At 30.9% G+C, this 23,632-nt stretch carries 23 protein-coding genes; 6 read left to right on the top strand and 17 right to left on the bottom strand.

Features of this window, described 5'->3' with window-relative positions; genetic code table 11:
- The first annotated feature begins 62 nt into the window (after positions 1-62).
- Positions 63-710 (top strand): hypothetical protein, encoded by a 648-nt coding sequence (locus tag BTO06_RS09285; RefSeq protein ID WP_100925039.1) that lies wholly within the window; start codon positions 63-65, stop codon positions 708-710.
- A gap of 63 nt (positions 711-773) precedes the next feature.
- On the opposite strand, the gene BTO06_RS09280 is transcribed toward BTO06_RS09285, so the two are convergent.
- From BTO06_RS09280 to pyrR, 6 genes are all read right to left on the bottom strand, one after another.
- Entirely contained in the window at positions 774-3,179 is a 2,406-nt protein-coding gene (locus tag BTO06_RS09280; RefSeq protein WP_100925038.1) for a TonB-dependent receptor domain-containing protein, read from the bottom strand.
- A 123-nt stretch (positions 3,180-3,302) separates the two neighbouring features.
- Complete coding sequence (locus BTO06_RS09275) at positions 3,303-4,241, bottom strand: ribonuclease Z (RefSeq protein ID WP_100925037.1); 939 nt, start codon at positions 4,239-4,241, stop codon at positions 3,303-3,305.
- On the bottom strand, positions 4,238-4,558 hold the full coding sequence (locus tag BTO06_RS09270; RefSeq protein WP_100925036.1) for a T9SS type A sorting domain-containing protein: 321 nt from the start codon (positions 4,556-4,558) through the stop codon (positions 4,238-4,240). Before BTO06_RS09270 ends, BTO06_RS09275 begins: the two co-directional genes overlap by 4 nt.
- A gap of 21 nt (positions 4,559-4,579) precedes the next feature.
- Positions 4,580-4,912: a hypothetical protein gene (locus BTO06_RS09265; protein ID WP_100925035.1), complete on the bottom strand. Its 333-nt coding sequence runs from the start codon at positions 4,910-4,912 to the stop codon at positions 4,580-4,582.
- 5 nt (positions 4,913-4,917) lie between these two features.
- Positions 4,918-5,850, bottom strand: a complete 933-nt coding sequence (locus BTO06_RS09260) for an aspartate carbamoyltransferase catalytic subunit (RefSeq protein WP_100925034.1) — start codon at positions 5,848-5,850, stop codon at positions 4,918-4,920.
- A gap of 2 nt (positions 5,851-5,852) precedes the next feature.
- Positions 5,853-6,407, bottom strand: a complete 555-nt coding sequence (gene pyrR / locus BTO06_RS09255) for a bifunctional pyr operon transcriptional regulator/uracil phosphoribosyltransferase PyrR (RefSeq protein ID WP_100925033.1) — start codon at positions 6,405-6,407, stop codon at positions 5,853-5,855.
- 139 nt (positions 6,408-6,546) lie between these two features.
- Here pyrR and BTO06_RS09250 point away from each other — a divergent pair, with 139 nt between their 5' ends.
- The gene (locus tag BTO06_RS09250) at positions 6,547-8,175 is read left to right on the top strand and encodes a SulP family inorganic anion transporter (protein ID WP_100925032.1); all 1,629 of its coding nucleotides are present in this window, start codon (positions 6,547-6,549) and stop codon (positions 8,173-8,175) included.
- A 397-nt stretch (positions 8,176-8,572) separates the two neighbouring features.
- On the opposite strand, the gene BTO06_RS09245 is transcribed toward BTO06_RS09250, so the two are convergent.
- The 9 genes from BTO06_RS09245 to BTO06_RS09200 form a co-directional block, all read right to left on the bottom strand.
- Positions 8,573-8,950 carry a class I SAM-dependent methyltransferase gene (locus BTO06_RS09245; protein WP_100925031.1) on the bottom strand — a complete coding sequence of 126 codons (378 nt, stop codon included), beginning with the start codon at positions 8,948-8,950 and terminating at the stop codon, positions 8,573-8,575.
- A gap of 9 nt (positions 8,951-8,959) precedes the next feature.
- Positions 8,960-9,397, bottom strand: a complete 438-nt coding sequence (locus BTO06_RS09240) for a toxin-antitoxin system YwqK family antitoxin (RefSeq protein ID WP_100925030.1) — start codon at positions 9,395-9,397, stop codon at positions 8,960-8,962.
- A 115-nt stretch (positions 9,398-9,512) separates the two neighbouring features.
- Entirely contained in the window at positions 9,513-9,806 is a 294-nt protein-coding gene (locus BTO06_RS09235; RefSeq protein ID WP_100925029.1) for an STAS-like domain-containing protein, read from the bottom strand.
- A gap of 7 nt (positions 9,807-9,813) precedes the next feature.
- On the bottom strand, positions 9,814-10,200 hold the full coding sequence (locus BTO06_RS09230; protein WP_100925028.1) for a hypothetical protein: 387 nt from the start codon (positions 10,198-10,200) through the stop codon (positions 9,814-9,816).
- A 565-nt stretch (positions 10,201-10,765) separates the two neighbouring features.
- Entirely contained in the window at positions 10,766-11,239 is a 474-nt protein-coding gene (locus tag BTO06_RS09220) for a hypothetical protein (protein WP_100925026.1), read from the bottom strand.
- A 9-nt stretch (positions 11,240-11,248) separates the two neighbouring features.
- Positions 11,249-12,985: a M14 family metallopeptidase gene (locus BTO06_RS09215; protein ID WP_100925025.1), complete on the bottom strand. Its 1,737-nt coding sequence runs from the start codon at positions 12,983-12,985 to the stop codon at positions 11,249-11,251.
- Positions 12,982-13,932, bottom strand: a complete 951-nt coding sequence (locus BTO06_RS09210; RefSeq protein WP_100925024.1) for a TonB family protein — start codon at positions 13,930-13,932, stop codon at positions 12,982-12,984. Before BTO06_RS09210 ends, BTO06_RS09215 begins: the two co-directional genes overlap by 4 nt.
- Before the next feature lie 12 nt (positions 13,933-13,944).
- Positions 13,945-14,400 (bottom strand): pantetheine-phosphate adenylyltransferase, encoded by a 456-nt coding sequence (gene coaD / locus BTO06_RS09205; RefSeq protein ID WP_100925023.1) that lies wholly within the window; start codon positions 14,398-14,400, stop codon positions 13,945-13,947.
- Positions 14,401-14,406: 6 nt separating this feature from the next.
- The gene (locus BTO06_RS09200; RefSeq protein WP_100925022.1) at positions 14,407-15,381 is read right to left on the bottom strand and encodes a D-alanine--D-alanine ligase; all 975 of its coding nucleotides are present in this window, start codon (positions 15,379-15,381) and stop codon (positions 14,407-14,409) included.
- Positions 15,382-15,491: 110 nt separating this feature from the next.
- Between BTO06_RS09200 and BTO06_RS09195 the strand changes: the two genes are divergently transcribed.
- Positions 15,492-16,049: a PASTA domain-containing protein gene (locus BTO06_RS09195; RefSeq protein WP_100925021.1), complete on the top strand. Its 558-nt coding sequence runs from the start codon at positions 15,492-15,494 to the stop codon at positions 16,047-16,049.
- 37 nt (positions 16,050-16,086) lie between these two features.
- Positions 16,087-17,124 (top strand): RluA family pseudouridine synthase, encoded by a 1,038-nt coding sequence (locus BTO06_RS09190; protein ID WP_100925020.1) that lies wholly within the window; start codon positions 16,087-16,089, stop codon positions 17,122-17,124.
- A gap of 418 nt (positions 17,125-17,542) precedes the next feature.
- Here BTO06_RS09190 and cmk read toward each other — a convergent pair whose 3' ends face one another.
- Together cmk and porQ are read right to left on the bottom strand one after the other, a co-directional pair.
- Complete coding sequence (gene cmk / locus BTO06_RS09185) at positions 17,543-18,232, bottom strand: (d)CMP kinase (protein WP_100925019.1); 690 nt, start codon at positions 18,230-18,232, stop codon at positions 17,543-17,545.
- 29 nt (positions 18,233-18,261) lie between these two features.
- The gene (porQ, locus tag BTO06_RS09180; RefSeq protein ID WP_100925018.1) at positions 18,262-19,311 is read right to left on the bottom strand and encodes a type IX secretion system protein PorQ; all 1,050 of its coding nucleotides are present in this window, start codon (positions 19,309-19,311) and stop codon (positions 18,262-18,264) included.
- Between the two features lie 162 nt (positions 19,312-19,473).
- Here porQ and BTO06_RS09175 point away from each other — a divergent pair, with 162 nt between their 5' ends.
- Both BTO06_RS09175 and BTO06_RS09170 read left to right on the top strand, forming a co-directional pair.
- The gene (locus BTO06_RS09175; RefSeq protein ID WP_100925017.1) at positions 19,474-21,711 is read left to right on the top strand and encodes a gliding motility-associated C-terminal domain-containing protein; all 2,238 of its coding nucleotides are present in this window, start codon (positions 19,474-19,476) and stop codon (positions 21,709-21,711) included.
- Between the two features lie 5 nt (positions 21,712-21,716).
- Positions 21,717-23,567 (top strand): PorP/SprF family type IX secretion system membrane protein, encoded by a 1,851-nt coding sequence (locus BTO06_RS09170; RefSeq protein WP_100925016.1) that lies wholly within the window; start codon positions 21,717-21,719, stop codon positions 23,565-23,567.
- Positions 23,568-23,632: the final 65 nt, after the last annotated feature.

Here is a 23,632-nt window from a genome sequence, read left to right as displayed (position 1 = left end):
AAAACTTCTTTTTTTTGATATAAGATTGAAAAGTTTTATCTTCTTTAAGAAATTTAGTTAAAATGAAGGATTTAATATTGTTAAGTTTATTATTAATTGGTTCTTTGACATTAAGCTCACAGGTATTACCAGGTGTACCTGTATCTGGTTTTCCAAGTGGAACAACAGCTCAAATTCAAGCAATAACTAATCCAATAGAAAGTATTATTGCCTATAGTACTAATGATAAGAAATTCTTTTATTTTAATGGTTCTGAATGGAATCCTTTGAATGAACCAAGTTCTTTAAATACAATAGTTTTAAATAGAACTGGTGGTTACACATTACCCAATGCTACGGATACATACTTTAACTTTCCAATAAACGGGTCTCATGTACAATCCATAGATTCAGATTTATATACTGTTATAAGTGATGGTACTATTAGAGTTTCAGAAGCAGGAATTTATTTAATTAGTGCTGAGTTGTCTACATCTAATATGCCAGCAGGAAATACGAAGTATATTATTGGAGCTTTTAGAAATGGAGGATTAATGGGATACTTAACAAGAGGATTTACAAGTTTACCATCAACAGACTGGTGGGGTGGAACAGGTGTTTTAATGTATAATTTAAATGCTAATGATCAAATCAGTATACGATACGTATTGAATGCTGGAATTACTTTAAATGGAAGATTTATGAATATAGGAATAACTAAAATAAAATAACAAAAAGCCGAAGTATATACTTCGGCTTTTCTTTGGTGATTTAACTAATCTTTTACCCTTCAATTAAAAGAATCCACCACCTTCTTCTTTTTCATTATTGTCTCTTCTTCTTCTTGATTTAGCTTTGTTCTTACCACCACCAAATCTGTAGTTAAATCCTAGGTAAGCAGTTCTACTTTCCCACTTAAATTTTCCGTTTTGAGTGAATGGATTATCTGATGCAAATTGAAACTGCATAGTGTTAAAAATATCGTTAACTCTAAATGTCACGTTTCCTTTACCTCCGAATACGGTATAATTAGCTCCTATATTTACCATTTTCATAGGGTCAACTTTCCATTGAATATCTTCAACTGAACCACGATACATCGCAAATAATTGTAATCTCAACCTTTCAGAAACTGTAAAACTGTTGCTGATTCTAGCGTTAAACACTTCATTTTGCACCTCTAATCTAGGTGCCGATGGATTTGATAAGTCAGCTATTCCAAATTGCTTCTGAGAATAGAAATCCATGCTTGCATTTGCTCTCCACCATTTTGCGATTCTGTAGTTAGAAGATAACTCAACTCCATAAGCGTCAGTGTCATCAAAGTTTTGAAATGTTAAAATCTGACGAATATTTGATGGATCAGCTGGATCTTTATAAGTTACTCTAGAAATTACATCATTAATATTTCTGTAAAATGTTCCTACTGTAATAGAACCTCCTTTAATTTTTCTTGTATAATTTACTTCAATTGAATTTGTAAATTGAGGTAATAAGTTCTCATTACCAACTGAAGTAATTAAAGGCGTACTCCATTCTCTGATTGGATTAACTTGTTGAATGTTTGGTCTATCAACACGTTTACTATAACTTAATTGAAATTGATTCTTTTCAGATGGATTATATGTGAAAAAAGCTGATGGATAAATGGTAAATATATCATCCGTTACTGTTTCTGTTTCAATTGTTTCTACGTTGAAAATTCCATCAATATTAAATTGTTCTAATCTTGCTCCTAATTGCATCGTTACTTTACCGAATGTATGACCGTAATTTACATATCCAGAAAAGATTTTTCTGTCATAGCTAAACGAGGAATTATTAAAATTAGCTTGGTTAGTCACATTTGTGTTATCAGTTCCGTCAGCACGGTATTCTAATCCTAATTCTAATTTTCCTTTTTCAGAAATTGGGTTCGTATAATCTAAATTGATTAAAATGTTATCTCTTTCATTATTAATATCATTGAAATAATTTAATTCATTATCTGTTGGATTCAATAAATCATTATTCACTAATAATTGTGGAGAATCATTTACTGAGTAAGTTGATTCGAATTCAATGTTGTGACCTTTCTTGTCAAAATCGTGTTTAAAGTTTACATTGTAAGTTTGGTTATGACCATTATTATCTTGTCTGTTAGGTGCGTTGCTAATTAATGTGTTTGAAGCATCGTTTACTAAAACCCTACCATTTGTATTATTAACCGACCAGTTTTGAGTTGTATAGAATGAAAAAGTATTTCTATCATCAATGTATACATCAGCTCCAATTTTAAACAAATGAGATTCATTTTCATTCTTGAATAAAAAATCTTGAAAGTTTACTCCATCTCTGTTGATAAATCCAAAATTAAAACGATCACCACCATTAAAGCCATAATTACCGAAGAAGTTCACTTTTCCCGTCTTATAGTTCATGTTTGTAGAAGCGTTGTAACGTACATAATGTCCAGTTTCAATACCAGTATTTATTGAACCATTGAATCCCATATTGGCATTTTTGTTTAGAATGATGTTAATAATTCCGCTCATTCCTTCTGGGTTGTATTTAGCAGATGGATTTGTAATTAATTCAACACTTTTTATCGAAGATGAAGGCAATTGTTTTAGTAATTGAGCGGCAGGAATATTTGTTGGTCTTCCATCAACTAATACACGAACATTTTCGTTTCCTCTCAAACTAATATTTCCAGTTTGGCTATCAACACTAACCGATTGAACATTATTTAATAATTCAGAGGCTGTTGCTCCGGCAGAGGTTAAATCTTTACCAACATTAATTACTTTACGATCTACTTTCTGCACAACCGTTGATGTTTCAGCTCTAACTTCAACTTCTTCCAGTGTTGTAGAATCTTCTTCTAGTGTGATGGTGCCTAATTTAATATTTCTATTTTTAGATTCAATTATAATATCTCTGCTTACAGTTTTGTATCCTATAAATTGTATTTCAACAATACTTTTTCCTTCTGGGATTTTACGAACGTTAAATATCCCTTTTTCATCAGTGATACCACCTGTTAAAACTTTTTTTGCTGTATCGCGAATGATAATATTCACATATGGTAATGGTTCTTTCGATAATTTGTCTATAATTTTTCCTGAAATTTTCCCTGGTTTGGGTAGATTTTCTTTTTTCATTTGCGCAATTGTACTTGTACTTAAGGCTAATACAAGTAATAATAAAATTTTCCTCATTTCTTATGTTATTTGTTGTAGTTCTTCAATGCATAAAAGACTACAGGAAGATGAGTTTCGTTACTTCCGTTAACAGTGTTTAACGAATTCTTAACAAAATCAATATAACAGAAAAACTAGTAATTAAACGTGTGCAGGTACTTTTGAAGAACAAGTAAAAACTCCTCCAACCCTTGCTAATTCAACACTTTGAAAAACAGTTTGAGCTTCTTTTTTGAAGAGTTCAATGTCGGAATATCTACTTGAATAATGTCCAATAATTAATTTACCTACGGCTGCTTCTTTGGCAATAATTGCCGCTTGTTCAGCTGTAGAATGTTTTGTCCTTTCACAAAGATGTTCTAATTCTTTTAAGAAAGTTGCTTCATGATATAAAATATCAACATTTTTTATGATAGGTATAATATCTGGTTTAAACATTGTATCACTACAAAATGCAAAACTTTTAGGGTTTTCAGGAGCAATTGTTAATTCTTCGTTAGCAATTATTTCTCCCGAACGCAACATGAAATCTTTACCAGCTTTAAGATTGTGATAATCACAAATTTCGATTTCATCGTATTGTTTAATATTGTCTAAATGTAGATTTCTTGATTTGGGCTTTTCTCTAAATAAATAACCGTTAGTATACACTCTATGATTCAAAGGTATGGTATGAACAGAAACTTTATCATCTTCAAAAATCAATTCACTTGTAGTAGAAGTTAACTCGTGAAATACAATTTTATATTTCACATGAGACATTGATAGTTTTAGTTGTAATTCGGTAATTTGTTTTATACCCTTGGGGCCATATATATGCAAGTCCTTTTCTCGATTTAATATTCCGAAAGTTGAAAGTAAACCAATTAAACCAAAGAAATGATCACCGTGTAGATGAGAAATAAAAATCTGATTAATTTTTGAAAATCCTACTTTATATTTTCGCATTTGACGCTGTGTTCCTTCACCGCAATCAATCAAAAAATGTCTGTTATTTATATCTAAATACTGCGAGGTGGGATGTGCATTTACTCGTGGTGTGGCTGAATGGCAGCCTAATACTGTTAATTTTAAACTCATCTAATTACAAAACGTTTAGAAATTACTTCTTTTCCGGTTTGAATTGCGTAGATGTACATGCCTGAACTTAAATCATTTCTTTTAAAAGGAAGCTCATTTTTTCCACGATGAGCTGAAACTTTCTTCGTAAAAACTGTCTTTCCAAGTATATTTCTAACACTAATCAAAACTTCTTGTTGGGTAGTTGAGTTAAAAGTTATAGTGGTTGAATTGTAAAAAGGATTTGGTGATGCCACCAATTTATTCACTGATTTTTCCTGTGAAAAAAGCAATGAAGCACACATAATAGTAAGGATAAAAAGTAGTTTTTTTATCATATTTTAAGGGGATGTTAATCATTAAAAACCTAAATCTCTTTGAATATTTTCCATTTCTAACACGTCTTCTGCTTCCTGTAATGTAGGAACAATGTTAAATATCTCAGGGAACTTATCCATGTCAACATTTTGATATACAACAATAAAAGATGTGCCGTTTTTTCGATGTATATCAGCATATTCCAAAAATAACGAAATTTCCTCCTCATTTGCAACAAGATTCGATGAAATGTTGATAATAACGTTGTTTTTTGTTAAATCTTTATGTTGATTAGAAAAAAAAGTGAAAAATTCTGAGAAAGAAAATTCTTCAGAGCTAATTAATACATATCCTTCTTTATGTTCGATTTTCATAATAACTATCTTTTTATTTGTTGCGCTAACAAATAAATAACAGCCATTCTTACGGCAACTCCGTTTTCTACTTGATTAAGTATGATAGACTGTTTACTATCTGCTACATCACTTGTTAATTCAACACCTCTGTTAATAGGTCCTGGATGCATTATAACAATATCTTTGCCAAGATTATCTAATATTTCTTTATTAATACCGAAAAGTTGTGTGTATTCTCGTGTGGAAGGGAAGTATTTAATATCCATTCTTTCATGCTGTACACGTAATACATTTGCAACATCACACCATTCAAGAGCTTTTTTTAAGTTTGTTTCTATCTCAACACCTAAACTCGATAAAAATCTTGGAATCAAAGTAGTTGGTCCGCAAACTTTTACTTGTGCTCCTTGTAATTGAAGGGCAAATATATTTGATAACGCTACTCTTGAATGTAAAATATCTCCTACAATAACAATCTTTTTTCCTTTTAAATTAGAGTTTAAAGCATTTCTCATAGAAAAACTATCTAAAAGGGCTTGAGTAGGATGCTCATGCGTTCCGTCACCAGCATTTACAATTTTCGCGTCAACATGTTTTGAGAGGAAAACTCCAGCACCAACATTTCCATGACGCATAACCACAATATCAACTTTCATAGATAAAATATTGTTTACTGTGTCAATAAGAGTTTCTCCTTTTTTGACAGAAGATTGTCCAGCAGAAAAGTTGATTACATCAGCAGATAAACGTTTTTCCGCTAATTCAAAGGATAATTTGGTACGCGTACTGTTTTCAAAAAATAAGTTAGCTATCGTAATATCTCTAAGAGAAGGAACTTTTTTAATCGGTCGATTAATTACTTCTTTAAAATGAGCTGCGGTTTCAAATATTAGCTCTAAATCATTTTTGTTTAGATATTTAATTCCTAATAAATGTTCTACACTTAACTGCTTCATTATTATTCTTTCTTAGAGTTTTTAGGTACTAAGTATATTTCGTCTTTTGAATGTGTGTCTTTCCAGTTTACTAATACTTTTTCTTCATTAATAGCATCTACTTGTCTTCCCCGATAATTTGGTTGAATAGGTAAATGCCTACTAAATCTACGATCTATTAAGACTAACAATTCAATACTTATTGGTCTTCCAAAAGCTTGTAATGCCGTTAATGCTGATCTTACGCTTCTTCCTGAGTATAATACATCATCAATAATGACGACTTTCTTATTTTCAATCAAAAAATCAATTTTTGTTGGAGTAGCTTCTAAAGGTTCATTCTTCCTTCTGAAATCATCACGGTAAAAAGTAATGTCTAATAATCCTAATTTAAGATTTTCAATGCCATACTCTTTTACTAAAATCATTTTTAAGCGTTCAGCTAAAAAAGTGCCTCTTGGTTGTAAACCAATCAAAACAGTATTAGAAAAGTCGTTATGATTTTCGATTAGCTGGCACGCTAGTCGATGCAGAATAATTTCGATTTCTTTAGAAGTAAGTAGTGTTTTTCTGCTCATTTTATGCTATCAATTTGCATGATAGTTTCAATATTCAAAAGTAGTACAAAAATGCCTCAGGGCAAAATTAAACTTTAAGAAACCTTTAACGTTGAAATAATATCTATATTTGCGCTCTTTTAAAATTAAGAAAACAATTATGGCTGAGTTTATTACCAAACGAGTAGGGAATATTAGAAATGATGTTTTATCTGGAATTACAGTTGCACTTGCATTAGTTCCAGAAGCTGTAGCATTTGCATTTGTAGCAGGTGTTGATCCTTTAGTGGGATTATATGCAGCTTTTATGATTGGTTTAATTACTTCGATTTTTGGGGGAAGACCAGGAATGATTTCTGGAGCAACAGGTGCACTAGCAGTTGTAATGGTAAATTTAGTGGCAGAAGGAAATGCGATGGTAGCGGCAGGAGAGAATCTTGGTTTGTATTACTTGTTTTTAACGGTAATATTAATGGGAGTTATACAAATGTTAGCTGGAGTGTTTAAACTTGGTAAATTTGTTCGTTTAATTCCACATCCTGTAATGATGGGATTCGTAAATGGTTTGGCAATTGTTATCTTTTTGTCTCAATTGGGAATGTTTACCAAGAAAGTTTCTGGAGAAAAAATTTGGTTACAAGGAGCAGAATTGTTTTTAATGATTGGATTTGTTGGATTAACAATGCTAATTATGTGGGGATTACCAAAAATTAAAGCAACAAAAAAATTACCAGAAGCATTAATCGCAATATTAGTAGTTTCTGCTATTGTGATTTTTGGTGGATTAGATATGGCTACAGTTGGATCTTTTATTAGAGAAGGTGGAGGAGAAGGATTAAAAGGTAGTTTTCCTGTTCCAGTTTTAGAAACATTCACTAAAATTCCTTTAAACTTTGAAACTTTCACATTTATTTTTCCGTATGCCTTAATCTTAGCTGCTATTGGATTAATTGAAAGTTTAATGACATTAAATTTAATTGATGATATTACTGAAACTAGAGGAAACTCAAACCGTGAGTGTTTAGCTCAAGGAGGAGCTAATATTATTACTGGTTTATTTGGTGGAATGGGAGGTTGTGCTATGATTGGTCAATCTATTATTAATATAAAAGGCGGTGGACGTGGAAGACTTTCTGGAATAACAGCTGCAGTTTTCTTATTGATGTTTATTCTATTTGCTTCCTCTTTAATTGAACAAGTTCCAATAGCAGCTTTAGTAGGCGTTATGTTCATGGTGGTTATAGGAACATTTGCTTGGAGTAGTTTTAGAATAGCTAATAAAATTCCACTTGCAGATTTAATCGTATTAATTTTAGTTTCATCACTTACGGTTATTTTCGATTTAGCAATAGCCGTAATTGCCGGTGTTATTGTAAGTGCATTAGTTTTCTCTTGGGAGAATGCTAAAATGATTAGAGCTCGCAAAAGAATGAGAGAAGATGGTACCAAAGTTTATGAAATTTGGGGACCTCTTTTCTTTGGGAGTATTTCTTCCTTTAATGAAAAGTTTGATGTAAAAAATGATCCTGATAATGTACTTATCGATTTTGTGGAAAGTAGAATTTCAGATCATTCTGCATTAGAAGCATTATTTGTCTTAGTTGAGAAGTATCAATCTGCTGGAAAAACTATTAAATTAAAACACTTAAGTGAAGATTGTAAAGTGTTAATGTATAAGGCTAGTGATAAATTTCATAATGTAATAATTGAAGATGTTGACGATCCAAGATATCATTTAGCTGCAAATCCAGAAGCGTTTCCAAAACCTTTGAATGAATATAAATTTTAAATAAAAAGTTCCTGATTTTTCAGGAACTTTTTATTTTTAATTCCCACAAGTTTATTGCGTTTTTCCATTGGTTATTTCTCTCTAAAATATGGTGCAACACGTCTAATTTATTTTCTTAGGTATTTCCTTCACGAAAGAAGCTGTTTATTAGGAATAAGAACAATCGGTTTCTGTCTTTTTCATATAAATCGAATTGCTGTGTATACCTTTGAATGGTAAAGAATAACATGCCATTTGGTTTTTTAATTCTGTAAAGCTCTTTGAGCCAATTGTACTTACACAAAAAGAAATATGTGAATGCTCACATTTCATAAATTAAATCGAATTACCTATTTGACAAGATGGAGCAGGAGCAACTAGATTTAGTGTACATTCAATATTATATATTTTCAGAATACTATTTTACATATTTAGGATTATAGTCACATCCAAAATATTCGTTCGTATTACCTGCAATTATTGGTAAATGGCGTAATATTCTTCCCGTACCACAACCCCAGTCAAGAATCCTAGAATTTTCTAACTTTTTAAATTCAGAAACATGATCTACTAACCATTCAGCCGTTGGAATTCCATTTGTATAGAACTTTTCATAGTTGAGTTGAAAAGTTTCATAGATATAAAAGTCTGGAGGTAACTTTACGTCAGGATTATTTTTTTTGAAGGCTTTATTACTTTCCTTGTTTTTAAATTTTTGACGATAAAAATTCAATTGCTCTACTAAAGGAAGTAAATTAAAATGTGCTAAAAAACGTTTGACTACTATTTTTTTCATACGCCAATACTATTGATTTTGTGTTTTAGTTTGACTGAACTCCTGTTCTGTAATTATCTTATTTAAGTCCCAAAATTGTTCTTTCCACAGAGTTCCGTTCTCATGAAATATTTTCCACTTTCCATGCTTCAAGTCATCTTTAAAACTTCCTTCTGCGCTTAATTTACCATTTTCACGATTATATACTTTCCATAGCCCATTTCTTTTGTCATTTTTCATAGGACCTTCTCCAGCAAGAAAACCATTGTCATGAAACCATTTCATTTGGCCGTTGGCTTTTCCGTTTATATAAACTCCTTCTGTGGCTAATTCACCATTTTCCCAATAATCTTTCTTAATTTCTTTAATTATTTCTACAGCAGGTTTTTGCTCTTTTGCTTTTTGTTCTTGCTTACAACCAAGTAAAGAGAATAGTGAAAAGAAAAGTAAAATAGTTGCGTAACGCATTAATTAGAAATTTTAAAAACAGGTAACCTCATGTGAGCAGGTTCGTAATGTGGTGTTTGCATATACACCCAGTTTAATTGTGCTCTTGGGTTTTTAGCAAATGTGGTATCTGTTTTTATTTATTTTCTCCTTCAGAGTAGTTAATTATTGAGTCATAAATAATTTCTTGAAGGATACTAGAAGCATTTTCAATTATTATACGGTTATAAAAATCTTCAGGCTTCATTTTAAAATAAATTTCTCCAAAAATTCTTTTAGCACTTTTTGTAGACATTGTGATTATATCCTTAAAATTTAACTTAACGGTTTTGTTATTATCTATAAGGTTTATAAGTTCATCATAAATAAGCTTGCTCTCTTCATCAGAAATTACAGGACCATATTTTTTATTTAATTCTATCTGTATCATAATTTTATCAATTTGAGAAATTTATTTTTGGCTTAATAGTATCTAACCTTCTATTCTCAATTAAGATATCTGCAATATTAATACCATTTTTTACTGGAATACTAAGATAAATAATAGTGCCGACCCATTTAGGAGATCTTAATATTTTTTCTTTACCATATCTTGAGGTAAAGGAATAGTTTGATGAAAATACTTTTAGATGACCATCATATCTATTAAGTATTTCTTTTATTAGCCATAAACCATACCCCATATGACTAGAACTTGGTTTTGATGTTACATTTTTTTTAAAAGCTTCTCTCATCAAATCAGATTCATTAAAAGTTGAATATTTTTCTAAAGATTTCAATGTGTGAAGTAATCCATTAGCTGTGTCAGCACATGCTATTTCCACTTTTCCTTGTGTCCCTCTAGCGAGTATAATTGATTTAGTATCAAGTACGGCATGGTTTAGGAAATTGGATGAGATTTCTACCGCACATTGAAAAACAGCTTCTATAAATTTATTATATTCATTACCATAAAAGGCATCTAAAGTTTCTTTAAATTTAATATCGAATTTTTTTTTGCTATTAGAATTATTTCTAGTTAAAACCTCTGGTGCAATTAAAAAATTATCTTTTGTTTCTACTTTTAATTTTTTTAACTCATTGTCTAAGTTTTTATTTCTGATATAAGCATTTATATAGTTCTCAAAGCCAAATTTTTCTGTTAATTTAGAAATTGGAAAGCTTTCGTTGTTGAAATTTGTTTATGGATTGTAGAAACATTTTTTTTCAACTGAAAATTCGATAAACTTATACAGAACTAGTACTCCAACAATATCCACTTTTTCCACTTTTTCGAAGTTTAGGAAAAATCTTGGTTTCCTTTCATCTATTAAGTCAAAAACAAAATTTAAACTTTGAATAAATTCGTTTAAATAATTTATGGTTAATCTTTTTGGTAGTGTTATAAGTTTAGAGCTCATCTAAGCTTTTTTTTAGTAAGAAAAAAAAACTTTTTTCTTGCATTATATTCTTTTTTTCAGGTCTTTCAATTAAATCAAATAGATAATCTCTAAAATTTTTAATGTTTTCTTTTGATTTGTTAGATAAAAAGATCACTTCTTCAGAAATTATCAATTTATCCAACTCATTTATATCATCAGGCGTAATACTATCATTGAATAAATTCTTTTTGCATAAAGCGCTGAATGTTGAATTAAGTTCTAGAATTATTTTTATGATTTTATCAGCTATATTTTTCTTAACGTGAGCTTTAACTTCATATTCTTTGGCTTTTTTTTCAATTCTTTCTTGAATATAATAAGCGACAAAAATACTCGCTATAATATTTATCACTAAAAGAATATTGGTTAATGTATCATCTTGATTTAATATTACTTCTATTTTTTCTGGAAGTTGAGGATCATTATTTAATAAATGTTTCATTTTTGGAGGTTATTGAATTTTAAAAATAGGTAATCTCATATGGGCCGGTTCGTAATGTGGTGTTTGCATATACACCCAGTTTAATTGTGCTCTTGGGTTTTTAGCAAATGTGGTATCCGTTTTTATTTTAGTATCGAACTCCGCTTTTAATAAAGGATTTGAATTTAAAAACTCTTCTGCTTTATCTTCAAAAACATAAGGAGAGAATCCTTCTTTTCGCTGTAAAATGGTGTCAAAAAAGTTCCAATTAAAGAAACTATCCACAGCTTCTGCTTCTAAAGTTTCTAATAAATATCGAACTCCATTTTGGTTTGTTGCAATTAAATAATCTCCTTTGGAAAATTGAATTTCTTGAACTGACGACTTTACTTCAGTATTGTAATGTAAATAATGCCCCTCATAAGGAGAACTAAGCGTTTTAAAGTTTTTAATATGATTAACTTCAACACTTAAGATTGTATCTTGTTTAAATCGAGTGAATTCAATTTGGTTATCTTTTAATCTATCAATTACTTCACCCCAACCTTGCGGAATTATATATGCTTTAGGAATTACAACTTCTTTAGTTGTTTTGAAGTTGTTGTAATAATTTATTTCCTTCTCGAAAGGCTTTGACTTATCATAAAACAATCTTTTTCCAGTAGTAACTTTACTATCAATATATGAACCTTCATATCCTTTAAATTTAAATTGAGAAGGATTTTCTCTATCTACAGAAAACCTAATAGGATATATTTTATTATCAATTATATTACGAACCGCATTATTACGTAAGTCTTTAACTTTTTTAGAGTTTTGTTCTGTAAAGTCCAGCATAGATAGCATTAACTCATAAGTTTGTTCTACTCTAATTTTATAAGGTTTCAACATATGGGTTTCAACCATCATCCCAAAAGTGTTAAAAAGAGTAGTATAACCTGTTGAATAACGAGGAGAATCCATAAACTGAGACCAACCTTTATCTGGAGTACTTCCCCAAACATTTACATAAGGAGTAATTGGTATATTTTTTTGTTCCAATGAAGTCTCTAAATATGGTCTAATTTTCGTTTCAAGAAACTGTCCAAGTTCACCACCTAACTTATTGTGTTGTGTAAATAAATGTGTAATTGTATACTGGTAGTCTGCTCCATTACTCACGTGATTATCAATAAATATATCTGGATTTACAGTATGGAATATTCCAGCAAAAGATTTTGCATTTTTTGTGTCCTGTTTTACAAAATCTCTATTTAAATCAAAATTTCGTGCATTTCCTCTAAATCCATATTCTTTAGGACCATTTTGATTTGCTCTGGTGTGGGAATTTCTGTTCAAAGCTCCTCCAATATTATAAATAGGAATTACACATATTAATGAATTTTTATAAGCTTCTCGAAGAGAATTGTTTTGAACAATATCTCTAAGCATCATCATTGAAGCGTCAATCCCATCTGATTCACCTGGATGAATACCATTATTGATTAAAATTCTATTCTTTTTAGAATTTTTAATTTCGTTTTTAGTGATTGTTCCATTTGCGTTAAAAACGACTAAATGTAATGGATTTCCACTATCGGTTTCACCAAATTCAAATAATGATATTTCTGAATAACTCGAAGCTAAGTCTTTGTAATAGGAAATTACATCATTATAAACTGGTGTTTCAGTTCCTTCAGATTTTTCGAAAACTGTAGTGAAATTAACTTCTTGTTTTGTTTGACACGCAAAGCCTATTAGAAGAGCTAGAATTGTAAGTTTTTTCATAAAACGAATGGGATTGTAAAATTAGTCGCAGCAAGTTGACCTCTTTCTTTGCCTGGTTTCCAAGCTTTCATTTTTTGTAATACACGTTTGATTTCTTTTTCAAGATCAGGGTGCGTAGATTTTTTGACTCTTATATTAGTTACTTTACCTGCTTTACTAATTTTGAATAAAGCATAAACCCTTCCATGAAAATTACTTTTTATTAAGGTATCTGGCACATTAAAATTATTTGCAATGAATCTATTAATCTGTTTAGGGCCTCCAAGATATTTAGCTCTTTCAAATATTTTTTTGTATTTGTATTTTTTCCCTTGTTTATCCCAACTTTTTCCTTTCGTCAATTTATCATTTTCATAATTCTCTTCAAAAATTAATCTTTCTGAATCTTTCTTTTGCCAGGTTCCTACTTTCTTACTATTCTTTAATTCTCCAAATTCAATAATATCTGTATTCTTTGGATGATATAGAAATAGGGTACCACTTCCATTTTTAACAGTTTGATTTCCTTTTAAATCCCAAGCGTCAATAATCTTAGAAGATATATAGTTTTTTTTCTCTCTTTTATAAAACTCCGTATAGTTTAATAATTCATTTTTAAGGTAAAAGTCCCAAAGCCCAACTCGATAACCTTTGACGTAATTTCCTTTACTGTGAATCTCTCCGGATCTGTAATAGGTTATGGTTTTACCATTAGACTCTAATTTTTTAAGATTTTTTATGTGTGTAGTTTTATCCTTTATAATTGTATCATTATGGCGAAAATAAAGATCTACTAAAATTGATTTTGGTTTAATTTCTCTAATAACTGCATATCGATCGCTTTTTAATAAAGAAATTTTTTGAGATTTATAATAAATAGTATCTCCGACTATATAGTTTTTAGTTTCTTGTCCAAAAAAAACTGTTATGCTAAATAGGAAAAGAATAAATAAAATTTGCTTTTTCATAGTTGTAATAAATTACGATACTCTTACAGAATCAGGAACTAAACCAGTATAATCACCATTATTTCTAATAACGTCTCTAACAATAGAAGAAGAAATATAACTTTTTCCTGATGATGTTAATAAGAACACAGTCTCAATTTCTGATAGTTTTCTGTTAGTGTGAGCAATGGCTTTTTCGAATTCGAAATCAGCAGGATTACGTAATCCTCTTAAAATAAAATCAGCTCCAATTTCCTTACAGAAATTTACCGTCAAACCTTCATAAGTAACCACTTTTATTTTAGGTTCATTTTTAAAAGCTTCTTCAATAAACTGTTTTCTTTTTTCTAAAGGGAACATATATTTTTTATCAGCATTGATACCGATAGCGATAATTAATTCATCGAAAAGTGTAACACCTCTTTCAATAATATCGAAATGTCCTAAGGTAATTGGATCAAATGATCCTGGGAAAATAGCACGTCTCATGTATGGTTAGTTTAGTTGATTTTGTATTGCGTTATCAAAAAGTTCACTCATGGAAATTCCGGCTTCATTGGCCTGTTGTGGAAGTATACTTTCCTCTGTTAAGCCAGGTACAGTATTCATTTCTAAGAAATGTGGTTCACCATTTACTAAAATATACTCAGATCTTGAAAAGCCACTCATGTTTAAAACTGCATATACTTTTTTAGCGATTAATTCAACTTTTTCTTTCTCTTCTAAAGAGATTCTTGCGGGAGTTATTTCTTGAGACTTACCTTCATATTTTGCTTCGTAATCAAAGAAGTCATTTTCAGAAACTATTTCTGTCATTGGTAAAACTAATACTTCATTATTATACTCAATAACACCTACAGAAACTTCAGTTCCTTCAAGGAAACTTTCAATTAGAATTTCATAATCTTCTTGATATGCTTTGTTAATAGCATCATCTAATTCATGTATTTCATAAACTTTAGATATCCCAAAACTAGAACCTGCGTTATTTGGTTTTACAAAACAAGGTAATCCAACTTTTTCAACTATTTCATTAGGATTAAAAGAGTTTCCTTTATTTAAGTATACTGATTTGGCAGTTGGAATATCGTACTTCTGTAGCACACTTAATGTATCACGTTTATTAAAAGTTAATGCCATTTGGTAAAATGGAGCAGAAGTATGTTTTATTCCAAGTAAATCGAAGTATGCTAAAATAGATCCGTTTTCTCCTGGTGCACCATGAATAGCATTAAAAACACAATCGAATATTATTTTGTTTCCGTTAATTTCGATTGAAAAATCATCCTTATTAACGGAATGTTTATTTTCATCAGAGTCAATATAAAACCATCCTTCTTTTACTATATGTATTCGGTATGAATTATACTTTTCAGTATTCAAATGTTTATAAACTACATTTCCACTTTTAATAGAAATCGCTACTTCTGATGAGTAGCCTCCCATAATAATGGCGATATTTTTTTTCATTACGATTAATTGATATTACAAACTTACCAAAAAAAGTATTTTAAAATCTGCTGTTTTTAATTTAGTATTATTTTTAATGTACATTTGTTTCATCTTACAAAAAATAGATTATGAAGTTTATTCAATTTTTAAAAAGTAGAACGTTTTTTATCCAAGTAGGTTTAGCTATTGTTGGATTATTATTGTTCGTTTTTTTATTACAATGGTGGTTAGGTTTTACAACAAATCACGATCAAAAAATTCAAGTTCCAGATTTAAATAAAATGGGGTTGTTGGAGGTTGATAAAAAACTTGAAGAATTGAATTTGGATTATGTAGTTATTGATAGTGCTAGTTATAATCCAGATTATCCTGGGAAGTCGGTTATTGAACAAAATCCTGAGGCAGGTGACTTTGTAAAAGAAAAAAGAAAAATTTATTTAACATTAAATCCAACAAAATATAAAGACGTTTCAATTCCGGATTTAAATGGTAAAACAAAAAGACAAGCAATTACTCATTTAGTCTCGATTGGATTTTTAGTAGGAGAGAATTTTACTTATGTTCCAGATATAGGAAAGGATGTTGTAAGAGGATTGAAACATGAAGGAAAACAAGTTGGCTTGGGAGATAAGTTGCCCAAAAAATCAGTAATTAATTTAATTTTAGGTGACGGAAAGGGGAATTAGTGTGTCTGAGTTAAAGAATTTAAGAATATTTACATAAATGCAGGAGGAAAGTCACGATTTACAGGAAGAGAATTCTGAATTATACGAACATTACCGGTTTACCGCAAATGATGGACAAGAGCCGTTGCGTGTGGATAAATTTTTAATGAACTTTATTGAAAACGCGACACGAAATAAAATTCAGCAAGCAGCAAAAGCTGGGAATATTTTGGTGAATGATGTGGCTGTAAAGTCGAATTATAAAGTAAAGCCGAAAGACATGGTTCGTGTTGTTTTAGCACATCCACCACATGAAAATTTATTGGTAGCTGAAGATTTACCGATAAACATTGTTTACGAAGATGATGATGTAATAGTGGTAAATAAAGAGCCTGGAATGGTTGTTCATCCCGGACATGGAAATTATACTGGTACTTTGGTAAATGGATTAATTCATCATATAGAAAATCTACCAAAGAACAGTAACGAACGCCCTGGATTAGTTCATCGAATTGATAAAGATACAAGTGGTTTATTAGTGGTTGCTAAAACTGAGTATGCCATGGCACATTTGTCTAAACAGTTTTTTGATAAAACAACCGAGCGCTTATATCATGCATTGGTCTGGGGAAGCGTGGAAGAAGATTCAGGAACAATAGTAGGACATATTGGTAGAAGTATAAAAGATAGAATGCAAATGTCTGTTTTTCCTGATGGAGAGTTTGGAAAGCCTGCTGTAACGCATTTCCGAGTTTTGGAACGATTTACTTATGTTACTTTAGTAGAATGTAAATTAGAAACAGGAAGAACCCATCAAATTAGAGCGCATTTCAAATATATTGGACATACTTTATTTAACGATGAACGTTATGGTGGCGATCAAATTTTAAAAGGAACCACATTTACAAAATACAAACAGTTTGTAGATAATTGTTTTAAGGTATTACCACGACAAGCTTTGCACGCAAAAACTTTAGGGTTTGTTCATCCAACATCAGGAGAGTTTATGCAGTTTGATTCTGAAATTCCAGACGACATACAAAAATGTTTAGATAAATGGAGAAGATATTCTGTTAACTCTAACGAAATAGAATAACATTTTCCAATCGCTGAGAATCGTGTATTTGAAAATTATTTAGTTATAGTACTGAATAATCAACTTTCAAATAAGAGGAGTCATTTCAAATTAGTCCTCTTTTTTTGTGAGCTTGTTAATAATTTTTTAAAAATATGCTAACTGATTTTTTTTGAAATGAGTATTGATGAAGTGATATTACTAAATCAAATTTTTCCCTCAAAACATATATTTTTTTGATTTAGTTATTCAGCCATATCTTGAGGTTTTACAACTTCCTTTTAATGTTTTTTATTCTAACAAGATTATTTTAAATTAATATATAATGAATGTAAAGCTAGAACTTTAAACGTTTATCAGATTGTTAATGATTAAGACAAAAAAGGCTTAAATTATAAAAGCGATGAAAGTAGCTAATTTTACTTTTTTATAAAAATATTTAGAGTCTATCATTTACAAGCCTCATTATTCTTTCGAATTGTTCTGTTAGTCCCATATCCGAATTGTCAAACTGCACAGCGTCATCAGCTTTTTTTAACGGAGAGTCTTTCCTTGTAGAATCTATATGGTCGCGTTCTTGTACGTTATGAAGAATTTCTTCATAGTTTACTTCGTCACCACGGTTTATTAATTCTTTATATCTTCTAGTTGCTCTTTTATCTGCGGAGGCAGTCATGAAAAGTTTTAGTTCAGCATCAGGAAATACCACCGTACCAATATCTCTTCCATCCATTACAATTCCTCTTTCTTTACCCATTGCTTGTTGCTCTTGAACTAATTTTTTTCTGACTTGAGGAACTTCGGACACTTTACTCACGAGTTTAGAAACTTCGATAGTTCTAATTTCTTTTTCAACATTAGAATCGTTTAAGTACATTTCTGCAAATCCTAATTCAGAATTGAACTTAAATAGTAATTTAATATGAGGTAAAGCGCTGATTAGACTTTGTGGATCAAAAGTATTGTTTGTAATTATTTTATTTTGCATTGCATACAATGTAACAGCTCTGTACATTGCTCCAGTGTCAACATAAATGTAATTTAATTTTTTTGCAAGTTGTTTCGCTATGGTACTTTTTCCTGTAGAGGAAAATCCATCAATGGCTATAATTATCTTTTTATTGCTCATATGGTAGTTTGGCAACAAAGATAATTAAGTTAATATTTTGTAGAAATATTTCTTCTGTAATTTTTATTAAAGTCAATAGTTAATCCAAATGTGCTTACATTAGATGCAGAATGATAACGTGAATAGGCGTAATTAAGTTTGATTTTATTCATGCGTAATCCGAATCCAAAAGAAATACCTCCAAAAGTTCGAACGTTTTGAACTTGTAATTCTTTTCCTCTTCTAAAATTATATCCAACTCTCAAGTTTACTGCTCTTTTAGGGAATAATTCGGCGCCGATAATAATATGTCTAAAAGCATTGTCTAAAAAAGAAATTTCTTCTTCAGTTATATTACCTTCCAAATCAGAAATTGAATTAGACGGGTTGGCTGTACTGATATTCCATTGTTGTAAATTATCTATTGTTCCATATAAGCGGATTGGTACATTCTCCAACATGTAAGACCCTCCAATAGCTATTTCAAAAGGAATTTTTTCAGAGATTCCGTTAAATGTTGATAATTGTGTTCCAATGTTTCTCAAAGCTACAGAAAATATGTAAGGTTTTTCAATATTATAATAGATAGCGCCAAAATCTACTGTAAAAGCACTTGAAGAGAAATAGGCAATTGAAGAATAAATTAATCTGGCATTTGCTCCAATGCTTATGCTGGTGTTAGGTATTTGATAAGCATATCCAAATGATATTCCAACATCACTTGCTCCGAAAGTTCCAGTTTCATTTCCTTCTTCATCTGCTTGTATTAGAGTTCCATAATTTATATAAGTAATATTAGAATGAAATGTAGGTGAGTGTCTATTAAAACGATGTGCGTATGAAATCGATCCAATAGAAATATCAGCTAAATAACTTGTATAATTAACAGAAAGTTTACGGTCTAAATCTATATTAATTGAAGCAGGATTCCATTTTGGTTGATCCACATCATCTATTAATGTTAAGACTTTACCACCTAGTGCAATTTGTCTAGCGTCTGTAGTTGTATTTAAGAAAGCAAAAGAGCGTGTTCCTGCAACTTGAGAAGTGACAATAACAGTCAAGAAAAAAATTATAATAGAAGTGATTTTTATCAGCATTATTGGTAAAAAATATAATAAGTCTGCTAAATTAACGGAATATTTATAACTATAGTGTTTTGACACCGAATAACGGGAAAATTAATTAGGCTTTTAACAAAAAATAAATATATTTGTACGTTAGGTACAGAATGTGCCTAATTTTAATAGTCCCCATCTATTATGTGTAAGTACTTGAAAACAAATCTAGAACTGATTCTCAAGCTGGCGATTCTATTGCTAAGCCTTAATATTTATGGGCAAACTATTGATAAACCTATCTTAGGATTTTCTTCTGCATGTGGTTCCGATGGGTTTAATAATTTTAACTTCAGTTTTGTTTTTAGGGATGGTCTTTTTGATACAAATAATACATTTAATGTTGTTATTTCTGATGAGAACGGAGATTTTGGAGCGAATCCACCTGTGATTTTTAGTATTACAGATTCAAATGTTAACACCTTTCCAACGAATCCTGTTGATGGATCATTTAGTGTTCCTGATGATGCATTTGGAACTAGTTATCGAATAAAAGTAATAGCTAATAGTCCAAATATTGAAAGTCCTCCTTCGGATCCTTTTGAAATGTATCGTATTTCTTCAGAGCCCCTAATTTTAAATGAATTCAACGACGACTTAGTTTTGTGTAACGGAGTTGCTGAGACTGTTTCCTTGAATTTAACAGATCCTAATGTTGAGTTTATTTGGTACAGGAATAACACACCAATTACCTCTCAGTCTAGTTCTTCTTTGACTATAACACAACCAGGAGAGTATTATGCAGAAATTAATTATGGGGGTTGTCCTGATGCTGTAATATCTAATAAAGTTATTGCGAGAGTGGTAAATTCGTCTTCCATAACAATTCAGGGAGACAATACTGTAGAATTATGTGCGGATCAGGCTTATGATTTAATTGCAAGTATAGATGACCCTTCGTTTATATATAAATGGTTTAAAGATGGTAATGAAATTACAGGTTTACCTGATTATACTCCCATTTACACGACTCCAACAAGTGATCAATTTGGAGTTTATCATTTAGAAATAGAAATCTCTGGATGTTCTAGTAGATCTCAGGATGTAACATTAGAGCAAAAGTCTGATGCCGGTTTCCCTGTGGAAATAAGCGGAAATCCTACTGAAATAGTTTTTCCAAGTGAAGAATTCACCTTAACTGTAACGCATGAAGCTTCTGGTCCAGTAGATATTAAGTGGTTTGATGCAAATGGAGAAATTCCTGGAGCTACAGGAGATACATTAAATGTTTCTGGTCCGGGTGAATATTATGCTGAAGTTACAGAATCAGGAGGGGATTGTCCAGTTTCAGTGTTGTCAGATATTCGGGAAATTCTAGGAGTAAAAGAAATGTTTGTAACTATTAGATCAGGCACTGATTATGATGAGTGTGTTTCGGCTTCAACAGAGTTGACTATGGTTGGTATCAGTGTTATAGCTACTGATGATAATGAGTATGATGTATCACAAGAAAAAATAGATAAGCTTTTGTCTCCTGATTCGACTGGTGCAATTATAATGAGATTCCAATGGTACAAAAACGGAACTACTATAACTGATGCTGAATCAATTTTATATAATGTAAATTCATATGCTGAAAATGATGAATATTATTTGAATTTAGAAGTGGGTTCGTTGTCTGCTGATTCAAATATTTTAGATATACTATTAGGTGTGGGAGAGGTACAGATAGTTTCTTCTTCCGTATCAAATGCACTTTGTCCAGGAGAATCTATATTCCTAAGTATTACAGATTTTACTGGATATAGTTACACATGGTTTAAAGATGGTATTCCTATTACAGTTTCAGATCCTCTAAATATTGAGGTATCAGAAATAGGTTCATATAGTGTGACTTTAGATGGCTTTGGGTGTCAAATTAATATAGCTGAAGTAGAAATTGTGGAATTTGATGATACAGTTCTAGAGGTGAGTCCATCTACTAACGCCGTACTTCCTGTTGGAGGTTCTGTAACTTTTGAAGCCAGTGGAGCTGACTCTTATGAGTGGTATGACGAAGCAGGAAATTTATTGTCAACTAACGAAACCTTAGAGGTAAATACATTAGGGACTTATATAGTTATTGGAACAGTTGGTGGATGTACAGCTCAAAGAGAAGTCAATGTGGTTGAGGATGATGGGAAATTAGTTATACCGAATATTATTACACCGTTCAATGGAGATGGGATTAACGATAAATGGGAATTACCTAATCGATTTGCTTTTCAAACAAATGTACAGATACTAATTTTTAATTCAAAAGGGGAAGAGGTTCTTAATACAACCGATTATCAAAATAATTGGCCAGAGGACAATAATTTAAGAGATGGGATGTTATTTTACTTTAAAGTTATAAGAGAAAATAACTTAATTAAGGCAGGAACCATTTCAATATTACAATAATTTATATGGTAAAAAACATTACTTTATTTGTATTATTTGCATTACTTCATTTTACATGCCAAGCTCAGGTAAGTGTAAGTGAAGATGAGTATAATGGTTTTTCGTCAAGAAGTTTTATGCAGTTTAATAACTTTATGACAGTTCCTACGTTTTCAATATTGCATAGAGAGACTGCTACAATTGAAGCAATTTCAAGAAGTTCAAATATAGAATTTCAAGATGCTTCAAGACTTCATATTGTAAGTTATTCGGGTAGAATGAGGAGAAATGTGGGAGGAGGTATTGCAGTTTTTCAACAAGAGATAGGAGTATTTAAAGATTTTGGAGCTGTAGCAAATTATGCCTACCAACTTAAATTAGGAGGAAATAAAAAATTCACATTTGGTTTTAACTTTTTTTATAGTAGAAGAAGTTTAGATAATCCAAGAATTCTCACGAACGGAGATGATCCTTTAGTTAATAATTATCAAGATAAACCGGTTGTTGTTTTTCAGCCTGCAGCTACAATGTCGTTTGGTGATTTAGATGTAGGTTTATTTTTTGAAAACTTAGGGGATTTTAATTTAAAATCTAGTGAGTTTGTAACAGATTTTGGAGATAAGACCATTTCTGGTCACGTTGCTTATACTTATCGATTTGAAAATACAGGAGGCTTATTAAAGGATATGACTTTAAGAGGTTTAGGTGTAGCACGCAGATTAAAAGATGATTTTTCTTATGCAGGGAATCTTTTGTTAGAATTACCTCAGGCTGGTTGGGTTAAATTTGGTTACGATAAAATATTTGGACTAAATGCTGGTATTGGAATTAATCTTACAAAAAATTTAGGTATTGGTTTTTCGTATGAGAATCAGAATAATTTAGGAGGTACTAATGAGGTTGGTATCTTGTATCGTTTTGGTAGGAATAGAGGAAGAGGATTCTCTAGACAAAAACCTGAAGTAACAATATTATTACCAGAAGACGAGAAGCCTGAGATTACTGATAGACGAAGAAATAATTATGAAGATCCTGAGCATAATGACCTATCTGATGAGTTAAAAATGGCTCAAGATTCTTTAAATAGCTTACATAAAAAAGTAGATGAGTTATTGAAGTTGGTTCAAAATCAACCTATTAGTAAAGAGAGAATTAAAGAGGTCCCAGCAAGAACTCCAAGAGCTGATAGAGATCAATCCTTACCAAGAAGAAATACTAAACCATGGAGAGAACAGGCAATTATTAGAACAGGTGGAGGAGCCGGCACAATGTATTATACCGCTATTGAACAATATAAATCTCTTAAGAGAGCTCAGGATAAGGTTAAGAAATACAATAGAAATAAGAGAAATAAATACAATGCACGATATGTAAAAGATCCCAAGTATAATGTGTATGTTGTTTACATTGATAGACATAGTAAAAAAGAAGATGCAGAAGATCAGAAACATGAAATTAACGGCACAACTAAAGGAACTGAGGGAGAAGATGCTGATAATGATTTAGGAATCAAGAAAGAGAAAGGTGGAGATAAAGTGTATGTAATGAAAATTACCCTAGGAGCACAAGGTGAAACATATAAGGAGAAAAAATCTCAGCCACCGGCAAGAGTGCGTGCCATGAAAAATCCTACCGGAGAGATTCCTCCAGGGTATTATTTAGTGGTGAATGTATTTAGTAAAAAAGCATATGCAGATAGATTTCTGGACGAGCTTGAAAGTGACGGGATTAATGCAGATTTCTTTATCAATCCTGAAACTGGGATGCGACACGTTTACATTTTAAAAACGGATAATAGAGCAGAAGCTATTCAACAGTATAATAATAATTTAAAAGGTAAATACTATGATAGAAAGAATATAATTGAAATTAAATAACGAACATCTCATATAGTTTCCAGTTTAAATTTTTTTTATATAAATTTCTTTTCATACCTTAAAAA

Origin of the sequence: Tenacibaculum sp. SZ-18 (genome assembly GCF_002813915.1) — a bacterium.
Classification (GTDB): domain Bacteria; phylum Bacteroidota; class Bacteroidia; order Flavobacteriales; family Flavobacteriaceae; genus Polaribacter.
The sequence above is the reverse complement of the archived record's forward strand: the minus strand, read 5'-3'. Positions and strand labels throughout refer to the sequence as shown.

Excerpts from the sequence above, each read along its gene's own strand:
- BTO06_RS09285 (WP_100925039.1), top strand. The coding sequence starts at position 63 with ATGAAGGATTTAATATTGTTAAGTTTATTATTAATTGGTTCTTTGACA.
- BTO06_RS09280 (WP_100925038.1), bottom strand. The coding sequence starts at position 3,179 with ATGAGGAAAATTTTATTATTACTTGTATTAGCCTTAAGTACAAGTACA.
- BTO06_RS09275 (WP_100925037.1), bottom strand. The coding sequence starts at position 4,241 with ATGAGTTTAAAATTAACAGTATTAGGCTGCCATTCAGCCACACCACGA.
- BTO06_RS09270 (WP_100925036.1), bottom strand. The coding sequence starts at position 4,558 with ATGATAAAAAAACTACTTTTTATCCTTACTATTATGTGTGCTTCATTG.
- BTO06_RS09265 (WP_100925035.1), bottom strand. The coding sequence starts at position 4,912 with ATGAAAATCGAACATAAAGAAGGATATGTATTAATTAGCTCTGAAGAA.
- BTO06_RS09260 (WP_100925034.1), bottom strand. The coding sequence starts at position 5,850 with ATGAAGCAGTTAAGTGTAGAACATTTATTAGGAATTAAATATCTAAAC.
- pyrR (WP_100925033.1), bottom strand. The coding sequence starts at position 6,407 with ATGAGCAGAAAAACACTACTTACTTCTAAAGAAATCGAAATTATTCTG.
- BTO06_RS09250 (WP_100925032.1), top strand. The coding sequence starts at position 6,547 with ATGGCTGAGTTTATTACCAAACGAGTAGGGAATATTAGAAATGATGTT.
- BTO06_RS09245 (WP_100925031.1), bottom strand. The coding sequence starts at position 8,950 with ATGAAAAAAATAGTAGTCAAACGTTTTTTAGCACATTTTAATTTACTT.
- BTO06_RS09240 (WP_100925030.1), bottom strand. The coding sequence starts at position 9,397 with ATGCGTTACGCAACTATTTTACTTTTCTTTTCACTATTCTCTTTACTT.
- BTO06_RS09235 (WP_100925029.1), bottom strand. The coding sequence starts at position 9,806 with ATGATACAGATAGAATTAAATAAAAAATATGGTCCTGTAATTTCTGAT.
- BTO06_RS09220 (WP_100925026.1), bottom strand. The coding sequence starts at position 11,239 with ATGAAACATTTATTAAATAATGATCCTCAACTTCCAGAAAAAATAGAA.
- BTO06_RS09215 (WP_100925025.1), bottom strand. The coding sequence starts at position 12,985 with ATGAAAAAACTTACAATTCTAGCTCTTCTAATAGGCTTTGCGTGTCAA.
- BTO06_RS09210 (WP_100925024.1), bottom strand. The coding sequence starts at position 13,932 with ATGAAAAAGCAAATTTTATTTATTCTTTTCCTATTTAGCATAACAGTT.
- coaD (WP_100925023.1), bottom strand. The coding sequence starts at position 14,400 with ATGAGACGTGCTATTTTCCCAGGATCATTTGATCCAATTACCTTAGGA.
- BTO06_RS09200 (WP_100925022.1), bottom strand. The coding sequence starts at position 15,381 with ATGAAAAAAAATATCGCCATTATTATGGGAGGCTACTCATCAGAAGTA.
- BTO06_RS09195 (WP_100925021.1), top strand. The coding sequence starts at position 15,492 with ATGAAGTTTATTCAATTTTTAAAAAGTAGAACGTTTTTTATCCAAGTA.
- BTO06_RS09190 (WP_100925020.1), top strand. The coding sequence starts at position 16,087 with ATGCAGGAGGAAAGTCACGATTTACAGGAAGAGAATTCTGAATTATAC.
- cmk (WP_100925019.1), bottom strand. The coding sequence starts at position 18,232 with ATGAGCAATAAAAAGATAATTATAGCCATTGATGGATTTTCCTCTACA.
- porQ (WP_100925018.1), bottom strand. The coding sequence starts at position 19,311 with ATGCTGATAAAAATCACTTCTATTATAATTTTTTTCTTGACTGTTATT.
- BTO06_RS09175 (WP_100925017.1), top strand. The coding sequence starts at position 19,474 with ATGTGTAAGTACTTGAAAACAAATCTAGAACTGATTCTCAAGCTGGCG.
- BTO06_RS09170 (WP_100925016.1), top strand. The coding sequence starts at position 21,717 with ATGGTAAAAAACATTACTTTATTTGTATTATTTGCATTACTTCATTTT.